This window comes from Protofrankia sp. Cj5 (assembly GCF_917627405.1).
Taxonomy (GTDB): Bacteria; Actinomycetota; Actinomycetes; order Frankiales; family Frankiaceae; genus Protofrankia.
On record NZ_CAKJTO010000084.1, the window covers coordinates 1 to 23,153 of the forward strand.

Annotated in this window: 19 protein-coding genes and 1 pseudogene; 13 read left to right on the forward strand and 7 right to left on the reverse strand. The window is 67.3% G+C overall.

The genetic code is table 11. The features are described from left to right. On the forward strand, positions 1-243 hold a 243-nt coding region (locus MJ777_RS16920; protein WP_239377115.1), incomplete at its 5' end, for a hypothetical protein. 127 nt (positions 244-370) lie between these two features. Here the strand turns inward: MJ777_RS16920 and MJ777_RS16925 are convergent. The 4 genes from MJ777_RS16925 to MJ777_RS16940 form a co-directional block, all read right to left on the reverse strand. Continuing rightward, entirely contained in the window at positions 371-538 is a 168-nt protein-coding gene (locus MJ777_RS16925) for a type II toxin-antitoxin system RelE/ParE family toxin (protein WP_239377116.1), read from the reverse strand. 198 nt (positions 539-736) lie between these two features. Further along, positions 737-4,588, reverse strand: coding sequence for a SpoIIE family protein phosphatase (locus tag MJ777_RS16930; RefSeq protein ID WP_239377117.1), 3,852 nt, complete (start codon positions 4,586-4,588; stop codon positions 737-739). Positions 4,589-4,961: 373 nt separating this feature from the next. Then, entirely contained in the window at positions 4,962-5,624 is a 663-nt protein-coding gene (locus MJ777_RS16935) for a cysteine hydrolase (protein ID WP_370652747.1), read from the reverse strand. Between the two features lie 120 nt (positions 5,625-5,744). Beyond that, on the reverse strand, positions 5,745-6,284 hold the full coding sequence (locus MJ777_RS16940) for a MarR family winged helix-turn-helix transcriptional regulator (protein WP_239311918.1): 540 nt from the start codon (positions 6,282-6,284) through the stop codon (positions 5,745-5,747). 119 nt (positions 6,285-6,403) lie between these two features. Here MJ777_RS16940 and MJ777_RS16945 point away from each other — a divergent pair, with 119 nt between their 5' ends. Beyond that, a complete protein-coding gene (locus MJ777_RS16945) occupies positions 6,404-7,036 on the forward strand; it encodes an FMN-dependent NADH-azoreductase (RefSeq protein WP_239345994.1) in 633 nt (210 codons plus the stop codon). Between the two features lie 145 nt (positions 7,037-7,181). Here the strand turns inward: MJ777_RS16945 and MJ777_RS16950 are convergent, their stop codons facing one another. Further along, a complete protein-coding gene (locus tag MJ777_RS16950; protein ID WP_239377119.1) occupies positions 7,182-8,582 on the reverse strand; it encodes an FAD-binding oxidoreductase in 1,401 nt (466 codons plus the stop codon). Positions 8,583-8,813: 231 nt separating this feature from the next. Here MJ777_RS16950 and dapF point away from each other — a divergent pair, with 231 nt between their 5' ends. Then, positions 8,814-9,803 carry a diaminopimelate epimerase gene (gene dapF / locus MJ777_RS16955; protein WP_239377120.1) on the forward strand — a complete coding sequence of 330 codons (990 nt, stop codon included), beginning with the start codon at positions 8,814-8,816 and terminating at the stop codon, positions 9,801-9,803. A gap of 269 nt (positions 9,804-10,072) precedes the next feature. On the opposite strand, the gene MJ777_RS16960 is transcribed toward dapF, so the two are convergent. Continuing rightward, complete coding sequence (locus MJ777_RS16960) at positions 10,073-10,507, reverse strand: CBS domain-containing protein (protein WP_239313717.1); 435 nt, start codon at positions 10,505-10,507, stop codon at positions 10,073-10,075. A gap of 1,043 nt (positions 10,508-11,550) precedes the next feature. On the opposite strand from MJ777_RS16960, the gene MJ777_RS16965 reads away from it, so the two are divergent. Next, a complete protein-coding gene (locus tag MJ777_RS16965) occupies positions 11,551-12,270 on the forward strand; it encodes a hypothetical protein (protein WP_239313715.1) in 720 nt (239 codons plus the stop codon). A gap of 150 nt (positions 12,271-12,420) precedes the next feature. Beyond that, entirely contained in the window at positions 12,421-12,579 is a 159-nt protein-coding gene (locus MJ777_RS16970) for a hypothetical protein (RefSeq protein WP_239313713.1), read from the forward strand. A 347-nt stretch (positions 12,580-12,926) separates the two neighbouring features. Here MJ777_RS16970 and MJ777_RS16975 read toward each other — a convergent pair whose 3' ends face one another. Further along, positions 12,927-15,197 (reverse strand): MMPL family transporter, encoded by a 2,271-nt coding sequence (locus MJ777_RS16975; RefSeq protein WP_239377121.1) that lies wholly within the window; start codon positions 15,195-15,197, stop codon positions 12,927-12,929. A gap of 148 nt (positions 15,198-15,345) precedes the next feature. Between MJ777_RS16975 and MJ777_RS16985 the strand changes: the two genes are divergently transcribed. From MJ777_RS16985 to MJ777_RS17020, 8 genes and pseudogenes are all read left to right on the forward strand, one after another. Further along, positions 15,346-15,996, forward strand: coding sequence for a TetR/AcrR family transcriptional regulator (locus MJ777_RS16985; RefSeq protein WP_255724098.1), 651 nt, complete (start codon positions 15,346-15,348; stop codon positions 15,994-15,996). 98 nt (positions 15,997-16,094) lie between these two features. Beyond that, complete coding sequence (locus MJ777_RS16990; protein ID WP_239308536.1) at positions 16,095-16,568, forward strand: DUF192 domain-containing protein; 474 nt, start codon at positions 16,095-16,097, stop codon at positions 16,566-16,568. Between the two features lie 339 nt (positions 16,569-16,907). Continuing rightward, the gene (locus MJ777_RS16995) at positions 16,908-17,738 is read left to right on the forward strand and encodes an SDR family NAD(P)-dependent oxidoreductase (protein WP_370651431.1); all 831 of its coding nucleotides are present in this window, start codon (positions 16,908-16,910) and stop codon (positions 17,736-17,738) included. 318 nt (positions 17,739-18,056) lie between these two features. Next, the gene (gene hpnC, locus MJ777_RS17000) at positions 18,057-19,073 is read left to right on the forward strand and encodes a squalene synthase HpnC (protein ID WP_239308537.1); all 1,017 of its coding nucleotides are present in this window, start codon (positions 18,057-18,059) and stop codon (positions 19,071-19,073) included. Then, the gene (hpnD, locus tag MJ777_RS17005) at positions 19,070-19,975 is read left to right on the forward strand and encodes a presqualene diphosphate synthase HpnD (RefSeq protein WP_239308538.1); all 906 of its coding nucleotides are present in this window, start codon (positions 19,070-19,072) and stop codon (positions 19,973-19,975) included. Before hpnC ends, hpnD begins: the two co-directional genes overlap by 4 nt. Then, on the forward strand, positions 19,972-21,798 hold the full coding sequence (gene hpnE / locus MJ777_RS17010; protein WP_255724099.1) for a hydroxysqualene dehydroxylase HpnE: 1,827 nt from the start codon (positions 19,972-19,974) through the stop codon (positions 21,796-21,798). Before hpnD ends, hpnE begins: the two co-directional genes overlap by 4 nt. Continuing rightward, positions 21,795-22,811: a polyprenyl synthetase family protein gene (locus MJ777_RS17015; protein ID WP_239308539.1), complete on the forward strand. Its 1,017-nt coding sequence runs from the start codon at positions 21,795-21,797 to the stop codon at positions 22,809-22,811. The genes hpnE and MJ777_RS17015 overlap by 4 nt, the downstream gene beginning before the upstream one ends. A gap of 78 nt (positions 22,812-22,889) precedes the next feature. Beyond that, a pseudogene (locus tag MJ777_RS17020) lies at positions 22,890-23,153 on the forward strand (squalene--hopene cyclase); the annotation flags it as partial.

Consider the following 23,153-nt stretch of genomic DNA (forward strand, 5'->3'; position numbering starts at 1 on the left):
GTCGCGGATTCTATTAATCCAATTATTCACGGCGGAATCAAGCGGTCAAGGCGACAGATGCCTTTCCAGCAGATCGTTGAACACTTCTACCGGCTTGCGCCAGCCCAACGCCAGGTGTCATCCAGCCGCCGCGCCACGCCACACAATCCCGAAACCCATCACCCCAGGTTGATCAACTCAGTCTACGTGGCATGGGGCCAAGGGGTGACTGAGGAGATCTCGGCAGTCGGGCGTCGATTGTGATGCGGCACCGGTCTGCCAGGGCTGGCGCGCCTGTTGCGCTGCTCGGGTCGCCACGGATGAATTTGTTCGGTTGAGGCGGACAGGCGGACAGGCGGACGGTTTTGGTCTGCTGCCGGCGCCTACAAGGTCACAGCGGCCGGTAGGCATCTCGGCGGTGTTCGATCCGGAGGATGACGACTTCGCGTTTGTCTTCGTTGACGCGGTAGAGGACGCGGTAGGTGCCTCGTCGGGCTGACCAGATTCCGTCGAGATCGAAGCGCAGGGCCTTGTCGGCTCTGCGGAGGGCGGTGATCAAGGTGTCGGTTGTCTGGTGTCTGTCTTCCTGCCCGCCGTCGCTAGTGCTTGTGATCGTTTCGGCGAGGAGTTGGGACTGAATCGTTCCGGGTTCCTTGGGTGCCGAGGCAATTCGACTACCACATCGGTGGGGTATAAGGCGGCGGAGAACCGTACCTTCGTAGGCAGTCATACCCGCTGCCGGGCGCCGATGACGGTTTTATGACTGGTTGATCGTGAAGGTGCACCAGACGGATTTACCGTCGTCGGTGTTGCGCGCTCCCCAGCGATCCGCGATCAGTGAGACGAGGTGGACGCCGCGGCCGTGTTCGTCGTCCGCGGTCGCTCGCAGCCGCTGTGGCAAGGTGCTCGCGGCGTCGCGGACGTCGAGTATCAACTCGTGCCCGGCTGGCCGTAACCGCAGGTCCATGGGCACTTCCCCGTGCAGGACGGCGTTGGTGACGAGTTCACTGACGGCAAGAACGACGTCAGCGGCACGTTTGGGTGGGATCCGCCACGACGCCAGCGCCGCGGCGGCGGCCTGGCGGGCGTCCCGCACGCTCTGGACGCTGCCGCTGATCTCCATGTGCAGCATGGGCTGGCCGCCATTCACCGACGGTAATGGCGATGGCGACGCCTGGACGAGCAGCAGCGCGATGTCGTCGTCCTGGGCGCCGGGGAGCATCCGGTCGACGAGGCGATCTGGCAGCGCGTCCAGCGGGATGTCGCGGGAGCCGGCCAGGTGCTCGCGGAGTTTGTCGATGCCGGCGTCGATGTCACGGCCGCGCTGCTCGACCAGCCCGTCGGTGTAGAGAGCCAGCATGGCGCCTGGGGGGAGGGCGACCCGCTGTTCGGTGAATTCCGGCAGGTCGGCACCCAACGGTGGCCCCGATCCCGCGGTCAGCGGGCGAACGGTCCCTGCCGGGTCGACGAGCAGCGGGGGGAGATGCCCCGCGCTGGCGAAGGCCAGAGAGTGCTTGAGCGGGTCGTACACGGCGTAGACACAGGTCACGATCGAATCCTGGGTCAGGTCGCGGACGACGCCGTCGAGCAGCTCAAGCACGTCCGCTGGGGCCAGGTCGAGGCGGGCGTAGGCACGTACCGCCGCGCGCAGCTGTCCCATGACGGCCGCGGCACGCACGCCACGGCCCATCACGTCGCCGATCACGAGCGCGATCCGGCCGGCGCCGAGCTCGATCACGTCGTACCAGTCCCCGCCGACCTCGGTCTCGCCTTCGGCGCGGTAGTACACAGCGGTCCGCAGCGCGCCGTGGACGAAGGAGGTCGCGGGGAGAAGGCTCCGCTGGAGTTCGGCGGCGATCCGGTGCTCGCGGGCAGCCGACTGTTCGATCACCGCCGCCGTCCGCACCGCTTCCTCGGCTCGTCGCCGTTCGGTGAGGTCCAGGCAGGAGCCGATGTAACCGGTGAATCGGCCCGCCAGGTCGAAGATGGGGCGGCCGACATCGAGTATCCACCGGTAACCGCCGTCCGCATGACGCAGCCGGTACTCTGTTTCGAACGGCTTCCGGTCGTTGAAGGCCTCGCGGTAGAGCGCGACGCAACGGTCGAGATCCGCCGGGTGCACGCCTTCGGCCCAGCCGTATCCCAGCTCCTGCTGAACCGTGCGGCCGGTGAACGAAAGCCAGGTGTTGTTGAAGTAGTCGCATCCGCCGTCGGTGCCGGACCGCCAGATCAGCAGCGGGAAATCGTCGAGAAGGTGCAGGTAGTGCGCGCTCACCTGCCGGGCCCGCTCCAGCTCCAGGTTCGCCCGCACCCGTGCTCGCAGTTCCGCGACCGAGAACGGTTTGGTCAGGTAGTCATCCGCCCCTGCCTCCAGCCCGGTGACCGCGGCGTCTTCCCCCGCGCGTGCCGACAGTACGACTATCGGCAGATGCACCGTTGAAGCGTCCGCGCGGATGGCCGCGAGCAGCGCGAAGCCATCCACCTCCGGCATCATCATGTCGGTGAGTACCAGGTCCGGTGGCGTGTCCCGGATCTGCTGGAGCGCCGCTGTCCCGTTGGCGGCGGCCGTCACGTCATAGTCGCTGGACAACAGCGTGATGAGGTAGTCGCGCATGTCCGCGTTGTCGTCCACGACCAGTACCCGCGGCTGGCCGGTAGCGCTGTCCGGGCGCGGGTGCGCGGCAGTGGGGCGAGCGGACCGATCCTTTTCTTCCGCCGCACCTGTGTTGTCACCGGTGCTGCCGGTGCTGCTAGCGACGTCGACGACGCCGGGCTGCGGCCGGTTGGACCACCGCATCGCCTCGGCGAGGAGCCCATCGACAGACCCGGTGAGGGCAGCGGGGTGCGTGGGCGCCCGTTCAGCCGGTTCGGTGGGGATGACCCTGTCGGTGGGGAGGTGGGTATGACCGAACGGCAGCCGGACGGTGAAGGTGCTACCCGCTCCCAGCGCGCTCGAGACGGTCACCGTGCCGCCCTGCAGGGCAGTGAGTTCGGCGACCAGCGCGAGCCCGATGCCGGCTCCTTCGTGCGAGCGTCCGCCGGCATGCGGGACACGGCGGAACCGCTCGAACAGCCGGTCCTGCTCGGCCGGGTCAATGCCGATGCCGGTATCGGTGACCGTCAGTTCGGCCCAGCTGGCCGAGCCTTCACGCACCGCCGCTACCGAGACGGTGATGCCGCCGTGCAGAGTGAATTTGATGGCGTTTGACAGGAGGTTGATGACGATTTTGTCCCATTGGTCACGGTCGATCCATATCGGCTCGGGTAACGGCGGGCAGTCCATCGTCAGGGTGAGCCCGGCCCTCTCCGCAGCGGCTTGGAACATGCTCACCAGCTCTGCCGTGTGGCCCGCCAGATCGACGGGCTCATACTGGGGCTCCAGGCGGCCGGCTTCGATCCGGGCGAAGTCCAGCAGGTTGTTGACGAGCCGGAGCAGCCGTAGCGCATTGCGGCGGATCAGTTCGACCCGTTCGCGCTGTATGCCCGTGAGCGGGAACCTCTCGTCCACGAGGGCGTCCTGTGCCGGGCCCAGCAACAGCGTCAGCGGTGTGCGGAATTCATGGCTGATGTTGGCGAAGAAAGTCGTCTTCGCCGCGATGAGTTCATCCAGGGCAATCGCGCGATCGCGTTCTGCCGTGTATGCGGCCGCGTTCGACATCGAACTGGTGATCTGATCGGCGGCGAGGGTGAAGAAACTACGGTAGTCCTCGTCCCACGGGCGCTGGGGGCTCACCCCCGCGACGAGGACTCCGCGCGCGCCGATGGCCTGCAGCGGCACGATGAGCGCCTGGCTGGCGACACCGAGTTGTGGCAAGGGCACTGTCAGTCCGTCGATAAGGGCTGGTTCGTCCCTGTCGAACGCGGTACGTGCTTTGGCGACCAACGCGGTACCAGCCGCCTTGATGTCCTCCGTGCCCGCTCCGGCTATGAGGCGGAGGGCGGGCCCGGGGCCGGGTTCAGCCCAGCCATCAGCTGGAGCATCAGCCGGATGAGCCGGATGAGCCGGAACATCAGCCAGATAGAGCAGCGCGAACGGGACATCGGCCCAGGCCTCGCCGAGCACCGTTGCCGCCCGTTCCAGAACTTCCGGGGTGGTCCGTGCCCCGTTCGTACCGGATGCCAGGGAGCGCAGTGTCCGCAGCCGACGCGCGCCGACCACCTGCGCGGTCGTCTCCGTACACGCGCTGAATATACCGCCGATTCGACCTGATTCGTCCCGCAGTGGGCTGTTAGAGAAGGTGAAATAGCATTCTTCCCGATATCCGTGCCGATTCATGGGAAGCATTTCGTCCTGGTAGAGGGAAGCTCCCTCCCCGGCCAGCACCGCGGTCAACATAGGGCCTACCGCATCCCATATCTCCGTCCACACGGCCTCGGCTGGGCGGCCCATCGCGCCCGGATGTTTGGCACCGAGCATTGACAAGTAGGCATCGTTGTAAATCTTCACCAGCTGCGGTCCCCAAAAGATCACTATGGGGAACCGGGATGACAGGCAGATGCCGATGGCTGTCCGCAGGCTCGGTGGCCAGGCCCACGGGGAACCGATCGGTGTCGCGGCCCAGTCCAGGTCACGCATCAGTGCCCCGGTGGTACCGCCGGCGTCGAACATCTGTGCCAATTCCGTCGGGAGCGCCGTCGCCGTCCCGGTAACGGCGGTCCGGCTGCGCTGGTGTTCCGTGCTTACCGAATACGGGTTGACGGGACCTGTACCGGTGGAACGCTCGACAATGATGTTCGGATCCTCCCGGATTACGCCTGACCGGCCAGACGCTCGGCTTCGGCGGTCACGATCAACCTATGTTCTGGTGGCCGATCCCTGCTCTGACGGCACCATGGCCCCCGCATCCGGCCCGTGGCCGGGCCGGACCGCTTCAAGCCCTTCGGTAAAGACCGAGGAGATACCCGCGCGATCCCGATGGAAACCCGTGAGAGCCGACCGAGCCGGGACCGTATCCGGAGCGTGAGCGGCCCGGCTGCGCGGTTCAGGTCGGGCAGCCCCGGCTGGCGTCGGTGGCCGTTTCGCCCCTGGCGCCGAGCGAGGCGACGAATTCCTTGGATGTAACCGGATGCGAGAACATCGGAAAATCATTGGCGATGGCGTTGTCATGCTCTTCCTGGGAGGTCGCCGCGACGCAGTCGGTGAGCGTGAAGACGTTGAAACCCTTCTCGTACGCGGTCCGCATCGTGGACTCCACACAACAGTTGGTCAGGAAGCCCCCAAGCGCGACATTTCTGATTCCTCTGCTCCGCAGGATGAAGTCGAGGTTCGTACTCATGAACGTGTCCAGGCCGCGCTTGCCCTCGACGATGATGTCACCTGCGGCGGGCGTGAGGCCCGCGACGATCCGGGCGCCCCACGAGTCCTTGACGAAGGCGTTGCTCGCCACCACCCCGGCGAGGATGCCGTAGGGCTTCGGGCTAATCTCGCCATAGCCCTTGGCAAACGAGATCGGCGCATGGATGATCGTGGCACCTGCCTGCCGGGCCTGTTCGGCGGCGGCGACCGCGTTGTCGAGCATGCCGGTCCGTTTCATCACATCCGCCACCGCGCTGTGCAGCGTGCCGCCGTCGGTCGTGAAGTCGTTCTGGAACTCGATGAGAAGCACAGCGGTTTCGATCGGGTTCAGGCTCATCCCGTCTCCCATGGCGGCAGCGGATAATGTCTCTCATCTCACACTACCGTCTTGGCTGGCTGTTTCAGAGCGACCGGCGACAGGTGCCGCGGCGCGCGAGGAGCCGCGGCACCGCGGGGCTGGGGGTACTGGTCAGGCAGTTGCCCCGGGGCATGGCCCCTGGGCGGCTACCGGATCTGGTACCGGCGGCACGCCCGCGCTGAGGACGCCCGCGACCACGCGTCGCAGCGCGTCGGAAAAACTGATCTGCTCCTGGGCGGTCAACGGTGCCAGGAGCTGCTGCTCGGCCAGGCGCAGGCGCGCGGTCACATCGCGGAGCCGGGCGAGGCCGGCCTCGGTCGGGCGAACTATGCGGGCCCGTCGGTCGGCTGGATCGGGGCAGCGTCTGACCAGCGTGCCGCGTTCGAGGTCGTCGACCAGGCGAACCATGACGGAACGGTCGACACCGAGGCGGCGGGCGACCTCAAGCTGGTTGCGCTCGCACCCGCCGGCAGTGGCCGAGAGTACCTGGAACCCCCGTAGCCCGCCGGGAAACTCCCCGACCGCGGTCTGCGCCGCCAGCAGGAACCCGTGCAGAGCCTGGCCTAGCAGCCAGCCGAGGTCCTTGTGAAGCTCTTCCGGCAGTGTGACCGCAGGCTCCGTCGCTCCAGCCTGCGCATCTGCGTACTCCACTCGTCCGATCCTACTGTTCGCGGTCTGAGATGGTCTTCCTGTACGATGCGTGTCAACACAGATAATTATGTATTGCTATAGTTTGGTGGCGCATTCATCCGTCCTGACAAGGAGATCATGTGTCCACGCTTCTGCACATCGACTCAAGCGTGAGCCCAGGCTCGGCCTCCCGGGCCGTCGCCGGCCAGTTCGCCGCTGCCTGGGCCGACAGCCACCCCGGTGGCAGCATCATTCACCGTGACCTGTCTATCACGCAGCCTCCCCACCTCAGCTGGGACGCCGTGTCCGCTTCGATGACGCCGGACGAGGCGCGGACGGCGGAGCAGGCCGCGGCCTGGCAGACCCGTGAGGAGCTCATCGGTGAGCTCGAGGCGGCCGACAACCTGGTCGTGTCCGTCCCGATGTACAACTGGTCGATCACATCGACCCTCAAGGCATGGATCGACGGCGTCATCGTGGTTGGGCGCACAGTCAGCATGACGGGCGGCCCCGGTATCCTCACCGGCAAGCCCGTCACGGTCATCACCGCCCGCGGCGGAGCGTACGGGCCGGGCACCCCCCAGGAGGGCAAGGACTACCAGGAGCCCTACCTCCGGCATATTTTCGGGGCGCTCGGCGCGACCGACATCAGCTTCATCCACGTCGAACTGACGAGGGCTGCGGTCAACCCGGCCATGGCTGACCTCGTCCCGCTCGCCACGCAGTCGCGGGAAGCCGCTGAAAAGGCTGCGCTGGCCCGCGCGGCAGCCTGACCGGTCTGCGCTGGCAGCCCCGGCGAGAGATGCCACCGGCCCCGGCCGGTGCGCTGGGGATAATCGTCATCTGGTGGGAGCTCGGCTGGGATCGTGCGTGTGCCGGTAGCCCCGCGGCCGGTCGCCGAGCCGCTGGGCAGCGGGACTACCGGCGCAACGGCAGCGCCTTGCCCGGGTTGAGAATCCCGCCCGGATCGAGCGCGTGTTTCACGGTGTCGTGCAGTGACTGGGCGACGAGGTCCAGCTCGTCGGCGAGGACATGGCGTTTGATCAGACCGACGCCGTGTTCGCCGGTGACCGTCCCATCGGCTCGCAGCGCCAGCCGGAGCAGGTCGTCGAACGCCGCGAACGCACGGTGGGCGGCATCGGGATCGTCGTGCGGGTAGACGATCGTCGGGTGGAGGTTTCCGTCCCCGGCATGGCCGAACGTACCGATGACGACCTCGCGGTCAGCGGCGATCCGTTCGATACCGCTGATCGTCTCGGTGAGGCGCGAGCGTGGCACCGCGATGTCGTCGAGCAGCCAGGCGCCTAGCCGCTCGAGCGCGGGGAAGGCGAGCCGACGAGCGGTGAGCAGCGCGTCGGCCTGCTCAGCGTCCCGCGAACGGTAGCTTTCAGTGGCACCAGCGGCATCGTACGCGCTGAGGATGGCGTCGGCTTCGCGTTCACCGGCATGTCCCGGCAAGTCGCTCTGCGCGATGAGCAGCGCAGCCGCCGAGGTGTCCAGCCCCATCGGCTGGAAGCGTTCGACCGCTGCCAACGTCGTCGCGTCCATAAGCTCCAGCAGCGATGGCGTGGTCGTCAGCATGATGGCCTCGACCGCTCGGCCGGCGCTGACGAGGTCGGGGAACAGCGCGACGGCGGTGGTCGGCGGTGGTGGTAGTGGACGCAGCCGCAGCCTGGCCTGGGTGACGATGCCGAGCGTGCCCTCGCTGCCGACGAACAGCCCGACCAGATCGTAGCCGGCCACCCCCTTGATGCCGCGACGCCCGATGCTGGTGACGCGCCCGTCAGCCAGCACGACTTCGAGGCCGAGCACGGCGTCGCGGGTGGCGCCGTACTTCACGCAACACAGGCCACCGGCGTTCGTGGCGATGTTGCCGCCGATCGTGCACCACTCCCGTGAAGCCGGGTCGGGCGCGTACAGCAGACCATGCGTGCTGGCTTCGTCGCGGAGCCGTTGGTTGATCACTCCGGGTTCGGCGACCGCGTATCCGTCGGCGGGGCGCATCTCGCGGATCCTGTCCATGCGGTCGAGACACAAGACGATGCAGCCGTCGGTCGCGTTGGCTCCGCCGGAAAGCCCGGAGCCGGCGCCGCGGGGGACCACCGGCACCTGGCGGGAGTGCGCGATCCGCATGACCGCTTGGACCTGTCCGGTGGTACGCGGGAAGACGACGACGGCCGGCTGCCCGGCGTCCGCCCCGGTCGCCTGATCATGACGATAGGAGACAAGAAGATCCGGATCGGTGATTGCCGCACCTTCGGGCAGCACCGCTTCAAGTGCCCTGGCCGTCGCGTCCTCGTTGCTTCGCCTGTGTGCCACCCGCTGGCAGTATGCCAGCCACCGGCAGCGGAGCCCGTGCCGGCCCCGTCGGGGCTTGTCCCGCGAACGGTCCCGTTCCGGTTATGGCGCCGTTCCGGTTTGTTGTGTTGTTCCGGTTGTGGCCCCGCTCCGCGCTGCCCGCGGAGCGGGGCGCCGCGCCGATTACCCCGTTCCGGGTTGTCGCGTTACGTCACACTACACTGAGCCATACATCGAGACAGGAGGGCTGGCGTGAAGTTCGAACTACTGAAGGCCCATGGCTCAAGCAACGACATACTCATCGTGGACGGCCGGCCCGACGAGCTTTTCGCGACGGTTGCCGAACTCGTCGGATTTGTTCGGCTCGTCTGTGACCGGCGGGGTCCGCTGGGGAGCGACGGGATCTATTTCGTGGACGATGCGCGGAAAGTACCCGAAGCATTCTTTTTCAATCCGGACGGAACGCCGGCCAAGTTGTGCGGTAACGGCCTGCGGTGTGTCGGCAGGCTGGTCCTCGAACGCCGGGGGGCCGAGGCGCAGGACATCTTGACGGGGGGCGGCCGGTTCCGGGCCGAACGGATCGCGGCGCTGGCTCCCGGTGTCCCGGCCGTGGCCATCGAGCTGCCGCCGGTGACGTTTCGCGCGGCTGACGTCCCGATCGTGAGCCGGACCGCCGAGCATGTCGACACGGTGCTCCCGGCGTTGCACCCATCCCTGCGATTCACCGGTGTCGCCGTGCCGAACTCCCATCTCGTCGCGATTGTTGATGAGTATGACGAGAGTGAGCTGGTGGCCGTGGGCCGCGCGGCGGCGCAACTACCGGAGATTCTCCCGGCTGGTGCCAACGTGTCGTTCGTGCGCCGGCTCCCGGCGCCGCGGGAGATCTTCGTCCGTACCTTTGAGCGGGGAGCCGGGCTGACTCCTTCATGCGGTTCCGGGGTGGTGGCGTCGCGCCTGGTGTATTCCAGGCTTGGGCACGCCGTCGCGGACGAAGCGGTCGTGGTCCGTAACCTGGGTGGCAGCGCGAGATGCCTTGTCACGCCCTCTCCGGATGGTTCTCGGATTCCGCGGCTGGAGGGCAACGCGACCTTTGTCTACCGTGCGGTCGTCGACGTGGAGCGGCTACGCCAGGGAGATCACGGCGAGCTCGACGTTGAGCTGCTGACCGACGAGATCGCAGCCTACGAGCTGTTTTACGAGGACAATCTGAGAGTGGTGCGCGATGGTGGCGTTCCCCTTTGAGGGCCTGTCACCGATTCATCGCCGATCGTGTTTGTGGCGCGATGAGCCCACGCCACCAAGAGGCCAGCGAGGATCCCAGCTGATCTCGGCGACGCCCGCCGCGGGGCCCGCGGCCATCGCGTGCTTTTTCTCGTCAGGCGTTTTCCACGGCTCCCGAGGCAGAATCACGCGATGGCCGTTATGTGTCCTGAAACGTGGCTATCCTATATCATAAAGATATCATTCTTATGATATAGGATACTGAGATCAGGAGGCGTGAACCAGCCGCGTCAAGCGATGCGATCGGCGGGACCGGACTTGATGGCCTCCACGAGTTGCCCCAGTTTCTCCTCGGGCAGGTTCTTCGCCAGGTCGGCTTCACTGATCATGCCTATCAGCTGGTTGTTCTCGATCACGGGAAGACGCTTGACCCGATGCTCCATCATCCGGCGCATGACCTCGTCAAGGTCTGCCTCCGCGTCGATGTAGAACGGTCGGCCCTGCCCCAGGTCCCGGGCCCGCGTTGACGTGGGGTCCTTTCCCTCAGCAAGACATCTGATCACGATGTCGCGGTCGGTGATGATTCCATGGAGTTTGTTGTCCTCGCCGCAGATCGGCAGCGAACCCACGCCGAGGTCCCGCATCTTGCGGGCGGCATCCACGAGAGTCTCGGTTTCGCCGATACATTCGGCATCCCGATGCATGATCTGATGTGCGGTGGTCATGCGGATCCCCTCTCCTGCTGATCAGACCTGCCGGCCCGGAACGATCGATCGCATGCGCTGTGTCGCCGACCACCTCGAGCGCTCCGGGCTGTCTGGGGCCGTGACCACGCGAGCCGGGCAGCTGGTTTTCGGGACACACACCCCGGGTGCCTACCCCGCATCCGCAGCCGCATGCCGCGGACGAACAGGCCTTCTCGGCTGGGATGCCCTCACCGCCGGCGGTCCGCCCGGTCACGTGGGTACTCCGTGACTGCCCCGGCCCGTGCCTGGCTTAGAGCGCCCGGCAATAGGGATGTGGATCAAGGAGCGGGGCTGGGGTGCGTGCATCGCGAGGCGGCGGAGGGAGCCACCGGAGGTGTTGGGTGGCGACTGACGACAACGAGGCGAGGCGCCGTCTGGCGCCGGCAGACCCTGGACGAACTTCCGGCGGCGACCACTAAGGTGGCGATGCGGGTTGTGGTGAACGGCATGACATGCGCGCGGCACCACGGACATGAGGGTCCTCATGGTATAGAACGGGCGAAACGATATAAATGCCTTGAATCGGGTGTGGAATCAGGATGCGTGAAGATCCCGGCCGCCTTGGGCGTGCCCGCAGTACCGCGCTGATCGCGATCGCTGCCCGGATCATGGCGAGCAGGGGTTGTGGTGGTCACAACAGCCCTGCCTGCTGGTGATGAGACGCTCTGGAGCACTGGACGGCGTACCGGCGGGCTGGCGACCCCCTCCGTCGCCAGCCCGCCGGTTTCCGGCTATTTCTTCTCCCCCCAGTGCCACCCCCGCCTCGGCCCCCCAGCCGAGGCGCGCCCGCGGCATCCGGTCGTGCTCTGCCGGTGGGCGCAAAACAGATGTTGCCGTGCCCGCGTCCGCCCGAACAGAGCGCCCCCGCACCGGAGCAGGGGTGCTCCCCCGCGGAAGGCAAGCTGCTCGGCCTTCTTGACCTGCGGATTCACGCGGAGATCGTGACCTGTAGATGACAGCCGCCGGGTCTGTTCACAGTTAGGCTCATCGGGTGGTTGGGATGAGAGGGGCGACGGGAGCGCATGGTCGCAAGAGGGGTACCGGATGCGGCACCGCTGGTCGTCGTCGCAAGGATCACTGCCAGTGGGCGGCGGTGGGCGCTCGGGGCTGGACGGCGATTGACGTTCGGCCGCGCCGGCTGCGACATTCCCTTCGGGGCTGATCCGCAGGATCTCCTGGTGTCCCGCCGTGCTGGAACGCTGGCCGAAAGTGAAGGCGCGATCGTCATCAGCAACACCGGCCGTCATCCGCTCCTGGTGTTGACCGCGGACGGGGACACACATCGCATCCTGTCCCCGGCGACGGCGGTCTCAGCGGGCCTCGCCGAGTTCCAGATCGTCGCGGTCGGCACGGATGGTGAGCGGCACGGGATCGGCGTGGTGCACTACCGCCGCCAGCCGGTAGCCCGCGAGCAGGACACAGTGCAGCTTATTGTTCGGTTGACCCAGACTGAACGTCTGTTGCTGGTAGCGCTGTGTGAACCACGATTGCGCACGGGTGACAACCATGCGCCGTTCGCCACATACCGGGAGATCGCCCGTCGGGTCAACCGCGACGACAACTACGTCCGCTCGCGGCTCGCCACCGTCCGCAGCAACCTCTCCGGACAGGGGGTCCCGGGGCTGCTTCGCGATGAGCCTGGCCCGGCCGCACGGCGGTTGCCGGACTACATCGTCCGCCTCGGCGAATGGGTGCTGGCCGCTGGCCTCGTCACCGTGGTCGACCTCGAGCTGTTGGCCTGAACCGCTGGACGATGCTTCCCGGGCGCGCCGCCAGCGCTCGTGCGATCGAGGCTGTCGCGACACTCCGATTACTTAGAGTAGCTATATCGATGCGGATGGTATCTGTAAGGTGCCTGTCAGGAGGGTGGCCAACGGAGAGGGGCAACTGCTTTGTCCACCACGGTCCGCGGCCAGGCGAACTTCGCGCCGATGCGGCTCATGCCGGCTTACGGCGCCCTGGTCGTGTTCGCGCCGAAGATGCCGAAGGTGATGGGTAGTGCGTGGCCTACGCGGAACTACCGCTTCTGCCGGGTGCGAGACCTGGTGTGACCGGGCGGTCCGAGGAGTCCTCCTCGGACCGTCAGCACGGGGGCATTCCGCGCCGCCGCGGGGTGCCCCCGTGCCGCGCAATCGGCTGGCAGTCCCTGGGCTGAAGATCCAGAAATAAGAGCGCCCGGCACGAGGGGCGCGGATCAAGGTGCGGGGCTGGGGTGCGTGCGTCGCAAGGCGGCGCAGGGAGTCACCCTGGTCCTTGGGGCGGTGGCCGGCGGGCCAGGGTACCCATGCGTCGCGCGGCGATGGATGGGGGAGCGATGCGGCGAGGTGCGTGCCCTGGCCCCGCGGCGCCGCGTCCCCTATGGCCGGTCGCGCTGAGTTTTCAGGTGTGATTGCCGCTTTCAGGCGTGGTTGTCGGCTCGCCAGGTCGGTGGCAGGCGGGTGGAGACGGTTGCCTGATCCGCGACGCCGTCTTCGTCCGCCGGGGTGATGACTTCGGCGGGCACTGGCCTGTTGCGGATCTCCTCGATTTCCTCAGGTGCCTCTACCGATACGCTTGGCAACAGATGATCAAGCCAGCGGGGCAGCCACCAGTTTGCCGGCCCGAACAGGTGCATGAGTGCCGGCACCAGCAGGGCGCGGACGACGAAGGCGTCGATCAGGACGGCGACCGCGAGTCCCAGGCCGAACAGTTTGATCACTCGGTCGTCCGCGAGCGTGAAGGAGGCGAAGACCAACGTCATGATTGCGCCCGCGGCCGTGATCACCCGGCCGGTTTCGGCCTGGCCGAGTGAGACCGCGATCCGGTTGTCCCGGCGGACCAGCCACTCCTCGTGCATCCGGCTCACCAGGAAGACCTCGTAGTCCATGGACAGGCCGAAGAGAATCGCGAACAGCATCACTGGCAGGAACGGTTCTATCGGACCGCCCTTGACGCCGACAATGCCCGCCAGCCATCCCCACTGGAAGATCGCGACAATCACGCCGAACGCCGAACCGACAGCCAGCAGGTTCATCACGGATGCGGTGAGCGGGACGATGACACTACGGAACACCGCTACGAGCAGGCTGAACGCCAGCGCCACGACCACGCCGATGAAAAGCGGGAGCTTGCTCGTCAGGACGTCGGAGAAATCCTGGTAGGTCGCGGTCGCGCCACCCACCTTGACGTCCAGAGCGCTGCCCGCGGTCACCCGCGGGATGATCGTGTTGCGCAGGCGCTTGAGCAGGGCCGCCGTCCGCGCGTCCTGCGGGCTGGTCATTGGGAACAGCGCCACTGTCGAGGCCTGTCCGTTCGGGCTTGACCGCGGTGGCGTGACGAACGCGACCCCGGGCTCGGCGCGCAGCGCGGTCACCACCGTGTCGAGAGTCTCCGTGTCAGCGGGGGAACGGATCGCGGCGACCAGGGTGAACGGGCCGTTGAAACCGGGCCCGAACCCACTGGCAAGAAGATCATATGCGCGCCGGGAAGTCCTCGACGGAGAGCCGTTGCCCTCATCCCCGCTACCGAGCCGCAGGGCGAAGAAGGGCAGCGCGGTAATCAGAATCAGGGTGGCGGACACCGCCGCGTACATAGCCGGCCGCCGTTCGATCCGACGCGCCGAGCGCCACCAGAATCCGGACGGACGCGCGGGTTCCGGGCCTTTGTGGGTGAGCTTGACGCGCTCGGCCCGCCCGAGCACCTTCATGCCGTAGAAGCTGAGCAGCGCTGGCAGCAGGGTCACCGCGGTCGCCATGGTCAACGACACGGTGAGGGTCGCGGAGACCGCGACGCCGTAGAGGAACGTCACGCCGAGGGCGTACATACCGAGCAGGGCGATGCACACGGTGAGCCCCGCGAACAGGACAGCCCGCCCGGATGTGTTGATAGCCGTGACGGCTGCTTCCTCCGGCGTCTTGCCCGCTCGCAGGCCGATCCGGTGCCGGTTGACGATGAACAGAGCGTAGTCGATGCCCACGCCCAGACCGATGAGGGTTGCCAGTGTCGGTCCGAACTGGGCGATGGACATCACATGTGACACCAGACCGATGCAGGCCATCCCGACGCCGAGGGCGATGACCGCGGCTACCAGGGGCAGCGTCATCGCCAGCAGGGTCCCGAAGGCGATGAACAGGATGATCGCGGCAGCTACGACACCGAGGAGCTCGCTCGTGTTCTGCTGGGGCTGCTCCACAATGGACACCGCGCTGCCGGACAGCTCCACCTGGAGTGCCCCGCCATCGGCCTCGCGGGCGGTGTCTATGATCGCTTTGAGGTCGTCGCGGGGGATGTCAACCGCCTGATCATCCAGCGCGACCGTGGCGAATGCCGTTGTTCCGCTCCTGGTGAACTGCTCCGCGCCCCGCGGTTCGAATGGGCTCGTCACATCGACGACGTGCGGGAGGCTGGCGACCCGCTGGAGCATCGCGGTGGCGTCCGCCTCGAGCACGGGGTTGTAGAGGGTGCCGGAGCGGGCGTGCAGCACGATGCTGGCGGTCTCTCCGGATGCCGCGGGGAACTCGTGTTTGAGCAGGTCGATAGCCTGCTGTGACTCGGTTCCGGGGAGCGAGAAGTTGTTCTTGTAGTCGGTGCCGACAGCGTAGGCGGCCCCGCCGAAGCCGAGCAGGGCGGCGAACCACAACAGTAGGACGATCCAGCGGTGACGGAAGCACCAACGCGCGAGCGATGCCACGGGTTTCCCCCCGGTCTGGGCCGATGGACGGGTCAGGGTGATCGGCCGATCGGGGTAGTTTACCGATCGGTCAGTAAATATGGGTCTGCTTGGCGAGGGTATAGGTTCTTCGCTACCGACCTCCCGGTGAGAGGGGCGTGGGGCGACGATGTCCGGCCGCGTACCGCGCGCTAGCGCGGGGGACACGCGCGACCGGATTCTCGCTGTCGCTGTGCAGCTCTTCAATGAACAGGGTTACGCGGGGACATCAATTCGTGACATTGCGGAGCGGCTTGGTATGACGAAAGCCGCTCTCTACTACCACTTCGCGTCCAAGGACATGATTCTGGATGCAGTGGTCCAGCCGTTCGTAGAGGCGTTCGGTCATGTGAGGGATCTCTCGCGCGTTGATCCACCGGCTTCGGCTCGGGCGATCATCGAGGGTCTGGTCGAGGCAATGGCCGGGCCGGGCGCTGTGCTGTTCGCCTTCGTCAACGATCCGTCAGTGATCCATCGACAGATCGGCAAGGGTGACATTGCATCTCATCAGGATGCGATTGTCGCCGCTCTTGCTGGGCCCGATCCCACTGAGTTACGGATTCTGCGGGCGCGTTGCGCCGTGGGGTGCGTGCAGGCCGGTATCCTCGGGACCGCGCTGGCACGACGAGCGCTGGCCCGTGCCGCGTCCACTCCCAGCAATGGGAGCAGCCTGGGGGCGGCCGGCGCGGTGGCGGCCGGTGATAAAGTTGACCAGCCGTTGGTTCCTGACGACGTTCGGCAGGAGGTCGTTGAGGCCGCGCTCGCGGCTCTCGGATGCTGAGTTTTCAGGGATGGCTGATGGCGATCGTGGCGTAACGGGGCGCCCCGCGAAATCGACCGGTAAGGGGGACCTTGTGCTGCCGGCGGAGTAGCGTCCGAATGGTGTTCTGGTCACGTCAGGTGCTTCTGCTGGTCGCTTTACCGCTTGCCGGAGCCGCTGTCTGTCTGGCCGCGACGGAAGGTTCGGGCGCGCGCGGCGGGCCGCCGGTGACCACGAAGGTGCGGGTTGGCACAGTTACCCTTGTCACGGAGATCGCGGACACGCCGGCGGCGCGGGCGCGGGGGCTTATGGGCCGTACGTCACTTCCTGCCGGAACGGGGATGCTCTTCATCTTCAACGGTGAGTCTTCGGCGGGTTTTTACATGTACCGGACGCTGTTGCCGCTGTCCGTTGTCTTTGCCAGGTACGGGCGGGTTGTCACGGTTCGTGAGATGATGCCGTGTTCCGAGGCCGACTCACAACGTTGCGAGATCTATCGGGCCGACTCGGTCTACACAGAGGTAGTCGAAGCGCCTGGGGGTACCTTTAGAAACGCTGGCACACGTCCAGGTGACATGATCGAATTCGGCTAGCCACATCAAGGGCGGCAGTGTGTCGGTGATGCAAAATCGACGTTCCGATGTGAGAAGAGCTACAAGTCGGCAATCCTATTTTGGGGGAATGTCGATGGGATGCCATGTAGTGCTTGCAGTGTGGATCCGTCGTTGACGTGACGGGTCCGACAGGGCTTTCGGCGTGGTGTCGCCCAGCCGACGATGGACGTTCCGGCCGTGGGGCGATGAAATAGGGCTAGGCCGAACGTGGCCGACCGTTTGTCGCCAGCGCTGTCGACACCCAGGTTCCGAAGGCCTGACCGCGACCGTCTCCCATCCCGGGAGGAGGCGACCACCGCGCGACCGGAGGGTTTTGTTGTGCACACACCGGCCCGTCCCACTGTTCCGGACAGCCGTTTGCACGTTGTCGCCGAGCCGTCCCGTTTCGGCGGTAACCGGGGGTGGCCGCCCAAGACCGCGATCGTCACTGGCGCCAGCAGTGGTATCGGCAGGGAGGCGGCGCTGCTCCTCGCCGCGATGAACTGTCAGGTCCTGCTGGTCGGCCGTAACGGCGTGGCGCTTGACGAGGTCGCGGCATCGACGGAGGGGCATCGAATTGCCGTCGACCTGTCTGTTCTAGGGTCGGAGTCCATGGTAACGCGCCGTGCTGAGGATCTCCTCGGTGACCTGGACCTACTGGTCTGTGCGGCTGGCCTTGGCTCGGCGGGGCCCTACGACCAGCTTTCCCACGAGTCTCTCGTCGAGCTGGTGGCCATCAACCTGTTGTCGCCGATGGCGCTCGTCCGATCGGTGCTTCCCGCCATGCTGGAACGCGGGCACGGGCGCATCCTTCTGGTGGGCAGCATTGCCGGCGCTCTCGGCGTCCGTGGTGAGGTTGCCTACTCGGCGACCAAGGCGGCTCTGGTCGGGTTTGCGAACGCGCTACGTTCCGAGGTTTCTGGCCGGGGCGTTTCGGTTACTCTGTGCTTCCCCGGGGCGGTTGACACCTCTTTCTTCCACCGCCGTGGAGCGCCGTACGTCCGAAGGTGGCCACGTCCTCAACCAGCCCGCCTTGTCGCCGAGCGCATGCTGTTCGCGGCTGGACGGGGACAGGCCGAGGTGTGGGTGCCCCGCTGGCTGTCGCTTGCCGCCCGCGTAAACGGAGCCGCGCCGCCGCTCTACCGGCGGCTGGCGAGTGTCTTCGGGTAGGTGGGTCGCTACCGTAAGTTGTTTGGGTGTGGGTCGCCCATGGCACCTGGACGGGACCCCGTCCACCGGCCGCGCGACCGGCGTGGGACCGCTGGCTGGACGGCTTCGCGGTGGTGACCAGCGAGCGCCGCGGGTGTGCGCCAGATGGCGTTCCCCCGCTGGTGGCCTTGATGGTTCCGCCGGCCGGCGGCGGCACGACTGTCGCTGTTCCCGCACCGCCGGAGACCCGATGGATCTAGAAAGTTGACCTGTTCGAGCGCACCGTCGGGTTGCTCCGGCGGTTCGCGCCAGGCCCAACCGCTGACGAGGGGGAGGCGCATGACTGCTAGCGACGCAACGATCGGCCCAGCGCCAGGCGGGCCGACGGGAACATCCGGCGCGCCGCTGCCCGGCGGCGAGGCCCTCACGTCCTCGCCTCAGGATGTGCTGAGGGCGGCTTCCGCCGAGAACTTCACGGTGTCTCCGCTGATTCTCCCGGCCCGGCAGCGGCAGCACCTGTTTGCCATCTACGGATTCGCCCGGCTCGTCGATGACATCGGGGACGAGGCGAGCGGCGACCGGCTCGCCCTGCTCGATACGCTAGAAGAAGATCTTGAACGGATCTGGGCGGGAACGCCGACTCTCCCAGTCAACCGGGCGCTGGTGCCGACCGTCCGGGAGTGCGGCCTGGATCCCGAGCCGTTTCACCGGCTCGTCGCGGCCAACCGGCAGGACCAGCTTGTCACCCGTTATGACACCTTCGACGACCTGCTGCGTTATTGCACTCTGTCCGCGGATCCGGTCGGTCGCATGGTGCTGGGGATCTTCGGTGTCGACACGCCTGATCGGGTCGCCCTGTCGGACCGTGTCTGCACGGCGCTCCAGATCGTCGAGCACTGTCAGGACGTGGCCGAGGACTTCACAGCTGGGCGGATCTACCTGCCCCGTGAGGATCTCGCCAGCTTCGGGGTCCGTGAACAGGATCTGGCACGCCCCGGCGCGGGGCCCGCGTTCCAGGACCTGATGGCTTTTCAGGTCCGGCGCGCACGCCGCATCCTCGACGAAGGCACTCCACTGGTCGGGCTGGTGAACGGCCGGCTGCGGCTTGTTCTCGCGGGGTTCGTCGGCGGTGGCCGCGCCGCGCTGGACGCGATCGTGCGGGCCCGCTGGGACGTCCTGGGTGGTGCTCCCACCGCGCCGAAGGCGCGGATCGCACGGTATGGCATGACCGTGGCCCTCGCCTCGGTGACACCGTCCGCCCGCCGGGCCGCTCGTGCGGCACGACTCGGGCTCCCTCCGCTGGTCACTGGCGGCGGGACTATCGCGAAGCCCAGCGGGCACGGAGGTGGCGAATGACCGTCAATGGGCCCCTGCGACCGCCTACAGTCGTTGAGGCGTACGCCGCTTGTGAAAGCCTCACCCGGGCGGCCGCACGTAACTTCTCCTATGGCATCCGGCTGCTCCCGGCGGAAAAACGGGCGGCTCTTTCCGCGGTCTACGCCTTCGCCCGCAGGCTCGACGACATCGGTGACGGTGATCTTCCCGTGGCTGAGAAAATCGTCCGCCTGGCAGCGGCCCGTGCTGATATCGCGGGTCTCGGCGCGTCCAGCTCGGATCCGGTCCTGGTGGCGCTCAGCGACGCCTGCCGGCGTTTCCCCATCCCGGTGGATGCCTTCCGTGAGCTGATCGACGGCGTTGAGATGGACCTGCAGGGGATCACCTACGAATCCTTTGATGATCTTGTCGGATACTGCCGGCGGGTGGCCGGCACCATCGGGCGGCTGTCCCTGGGAATCTTCGGCACTGAGGCGGCCCGGGCGAACTCCAACGCCGCCACGGTCGCCGACGAACTCGGGATAGCCCTGCAGCAGACCAACATTCTGCGAGATGTCCGGGAGGATCTGATTATCGGCCGGGTCTATCTGCCGCGGGCTGAGCTGGACAAGGCCGGTATCACCCTCGCAGTGGGCTCGAACGGGCAGCTCGGCGGTCCATCCGACGCGCTTGTCGAGTATCTGCGTACCTGCGCGCGCCGCGCCGACGACTGGTACGCGCGGGGCCTGAAACTCCTGGGCATGCTCGACCGTCGAAGCGCCGCATGCTGTGGGGCGATGGCCGGTATTTACCTGCGGCTCAACCGCCGGATCAGGACGGACCCGACGCCCGTCCTGCAGGAGCGGCTGTCACTGCCCGGATGGGAGAAAGCCGTGGTCGCCGCCCGCAGCCTGGCCGGCCGTCCGGAGGTGTCGGTCGTATGAGCGTGTCCGTGACGCCCCAGCCGACGCCGGCTCCGCCTGCTGCCGCCACGGCACCCGGTCACGGGACGCACCGGCTGGTCGTGGTCGGGGGCGGTCTGGCCGGCCTGTCGGCGGCGTTGGTTGCCGCCGACGCCGGGGCCGACGTGACCGTGCTGGAGGCACGGCCGCGCCTGGGCGGGGCGACCGCCTCGTTCGCCCGGGACGGTATGTGGGTCGACACCGGCCAGCACGTCTTCATGCGCTGCTGCACGGCCTACCGGGCGTTCCTGCGTCGCCTCGGGGTCGTGCACCTGACCACGTTGCAGGATCGGCTGGACGTCCCGGTGCTGCTCGCCAGGTCGGGCGCGCGGGCCCGGCTACGGCGCACCCGCATCCCGTGGCCGGCGCCGTTGCACCTGACCCCGGCCCTGCTGGGATACCGGGCGTTCCCGATCGGTCAACGGTTGCGTGCGGCCCTCGCGGCCTACCGGCTTGGCCGGCTCGACCCGAGCCGGCCCGAGGTCGACGGCGCCTCGTTCGGCAGCTGGCTGGCTGGCCAGAGACAGTCACCGGCAACCATCGAGGCTTTGTGGGAGCTCCTGACCGTCGCCACCCTCAACGCCCCGGCGGATTCGGCCTCACTGGGCCTGGCCGCCACTGTCGTGCGTACCGGTCTGCTTGAGCGGGCGGACGCCGGGGACATCGGCTGGGCCGATGTCCCCCTCCAGCGGCTGCACGGCGAGGCCGCCGCGGCGGAGCTCGCTGATGTCGGGGCGGAGGTCCGGACCGGTGTGAAGGTCCGTGAGCTGACGAAAACAGCGTCCGGTTGGCGTGTGGTCACCGACAGCGGCCCGATCGATGCCGACTCGGTGATTCTTGCCGTGCCTCCACCGGCGGCCGCGGCCCTGCTGCCGGCGGGCGCGGTCGAGAACCAGGACCGTTTTGCCGATCTTGGCTCCGCGCCGATCGTCAACGTCCACATGATCTATGACCGCACAGTGCTGGAGTGCCCGTTTCTCGCGGTGGTCGGATCCCCGGTCCAGTGGGTCTTCGACCGCACCGCGTCGAGCGGGATCGCGGCATCCCCGCCCGCCGCGGGGGCCGGAGCGGATCACCCGTCGCGTGCGGGCGCGCAGTATCTGGCGATCTCGCTGTCGGCCGCCGATGAGTGGATCGACCGGCCGGCCGCTGAGATCCGCGCCATCTTCGTCGAGGAGATGCGCCGGTTGTTGCCGGCCGCGCGAAACGCCGAGGCGATCGAGGTGTTCGTGACCCGCGAACGCACGGCAACGTTCCGCCAGGCGCCCGGCACGTATGCGCTGCGCCCCGGTCCCGCCACGGCGCTGCCGGGACTCGCGCTCGCCGGTGCGTGGACCGACACGGGCTGGCCCGCGACTATGGAGGGCGCTGTCCGCAGCGGTCTCGCCGCCGCGAAGGTGGCGCTCGGCGGCTGGCGGCCCGGCCCCCCGTCGCCCGGTTCGACCCGCAGGTTGCTGCCTGTGGTCGAAACAGCTGGCGGTGCTTCAACGCGCATGGGTGGATGCGGGGCGTCAGCGGATGATCCGTGCAAAACGTCACAATCCTCCCGGACGCCTGAGGCCAACGTCCCGGGCGAGGGACCGTCGTCTTCTACCCCATCAGGATCATCGACCCCCGGGGTGACGGGCCGCCCGGGCGACCCACCCGATGCTGACCGCCAGTCAGCATCGACAGCGCTTCCGGCACCGTCCGTGCGATCGGCGCAGACCACGGCATCGGTACCGACCACGACATCAACCACGACATCGACATCGACCACGACCACGCCTTCGGCGGCGGCACCGACAGGGGGATTCCCGGCATGACCACTTTGGTTCCCGATGCGATCGAGCGGGGCCGGACCCTGACAGTGCCGGCGCTGCGCGCCGCTGTCGACCGGCTGCATCCTCGGCTGCGCCGTGTGGTTGCCTACCACCGCGGCTGGATCGACGCGGAAGGTAACCCGCTCGCGGGCAGCGGCGGCAAACTGGTGCGTCCGGCGCTGGCGTTGCTGTCGGCTGAGGCGGCTGGTGCCGCCGTCGAGGTCGGGCTTCCCGGCGCGGTCGCCGTCGAGCTCATCCATGACTTCTCACTGCTGCACGACGACCTCATGGATGGCGACACCGAGCGTCGGCACCGCCCCACAGCCTGGACGGTGTTCGGTGCCGACGGCGCCATCCTCGCTGGTGACGCCTTGCTGGGGCTGGCTACCCAGGTGCTGCTGGAGGTCGACGGGGAGGTCGGACGCCGTGCCGCGGTGATGCTCGGGGCGGGCGTCCAGGACCTTGTCCGCGGCCAGGCCGAGGATCTGCATTTCGAAACCCGCAACGACATCACCGTCGCGGACACGCTGACGATGGAGGACGGCAAGACCGGCGCGCTACTGTCCTGTTCGACCGCGATCGGGGCGGTGCTCGCCGGCGCTCCGGCCCGCCTCGTCGATGGTCTCGCCGAGTTCGGATCGCGGCTGGGGACAGCCTTCCAGCTGGTGGACGATCTGCTCGGTATCTGGGGCGACCCGGCGGTGACCGGTAAGCCGGTCCTGTCGGATCTGCGCTCGCGCAAGAAGTCGGTCCCGGTCGTGGTGGCCCTGGAGGCGGGTGGCGCCGAAGCCGACGAACTGCGCGCCTTCCTCGCCGCCACCGGGGAGCCGACCGAAAGCGACCTGCACCGTGCCGCCGAGCTGGTTCAACGCGCCGGTGGCCGTGACTGGACCACGGCTGAGGCTGATCGCCAACTTGACGCGTGCGCCGAACTGCTGGCGTCGTTGGCCCTGCCGTCGCTCGTGGAAGCCGAACTGCTCGCCCTCGCCCGTTTTGTAACGGAACGGGATCGGTGATCTGGCTATGACACTGCTGTTCGTACTGGACCGGGAGTTCACACCACACCGGGACCGACATGTGGACGGGAGCCGCTGATGAGCTCGACCACCGACTACCGGGAATCCCAGGTCTTCTCCGACACGGTGACGGCAGCCGCCGTCCGGGCCAGAGATCACCTGCTGTCGTTGCAGTCCGACCAGGGCTGGTGGAAAGGCGAGCTCGAGACCAACATCACCATTGAGGTGGAGGACCTGCTATTCCGCGTGTTCCTCGACATCCTCACCCCTGATGTGCTTGAGCAGACCGCCCGCTGGATCCGTTCGCGCCAGACCGAGAACGGCACTTGGACGACCTACTAC

Coding starts and splice junctions, on each gene's coding strand:
- MJ777_RS16930 (WP_239377117.1), bottom strand. CDS start 4,588: ATGTTCGACGCCGGCGGTACCACCGGGGCACTGATGCGTGACCTGGAC.
- MJ777_RS16935 (WP_370652747.1), bottom strand. CDS start 5,624: ATGGGAGACGGGATGAGCCTGAACCCGATCGAAACCGCTGTGCTTCTC.
- MJ777_RS16960 (WP_239313717.1), bottom strand. CDS start 10,507: ATGACCACCGCACATCAGATCATGCATCGGGATGCCGAATGTATCGGC.
- MJ777_RS16965 (WP_239313715.1), top strand. CDS start 11,551: ATGGTCGCAAGAGGGGTACCGGATGCGGCACCGCTGGTCGTCGTCGCA.
- MJ777_RS16985 (WP_255724098.1), top strand. CDS start 15,346: ATGTCCGGCCGCGTACCGCGCGCTAGCGCGGGGGACACGCGCGACCGG.
- MJ777_RS16990 (WP_239308536.1), top strand. CDS start 16,095: ATGGTGTTCTGGTCACGTCAGGTGCTTCTGCTGGTCGCTTTACCGCTT.
- hpnC (WP_239308537.1), top strand. CDS start 18,057: ATGACTGCTAGCGACGCAACGATCGGCCCAGCGCCAGGCGGGCCGACG.
- hpnD (WP_239308538.1), top strand. CDS start 19,070: ATGACCGTCAATGGGCCCCTGCGACCGCCTACAGTCGTTGAGGCGTAC.
- hpnE (WP_255724099.1), top strand. CDS start 19,972: ATGAGCGTGTCCGTGACGCCCCAGCCGACGCCGGCTCCGCCTGCTGCC.
- MJ777_RS17015 (WP_239308539.1), top strand. CDS start 21,795: ATGACCACTTTGGTTCCCGATGCGATCGAGCGGGGCCGGACCCTGACA.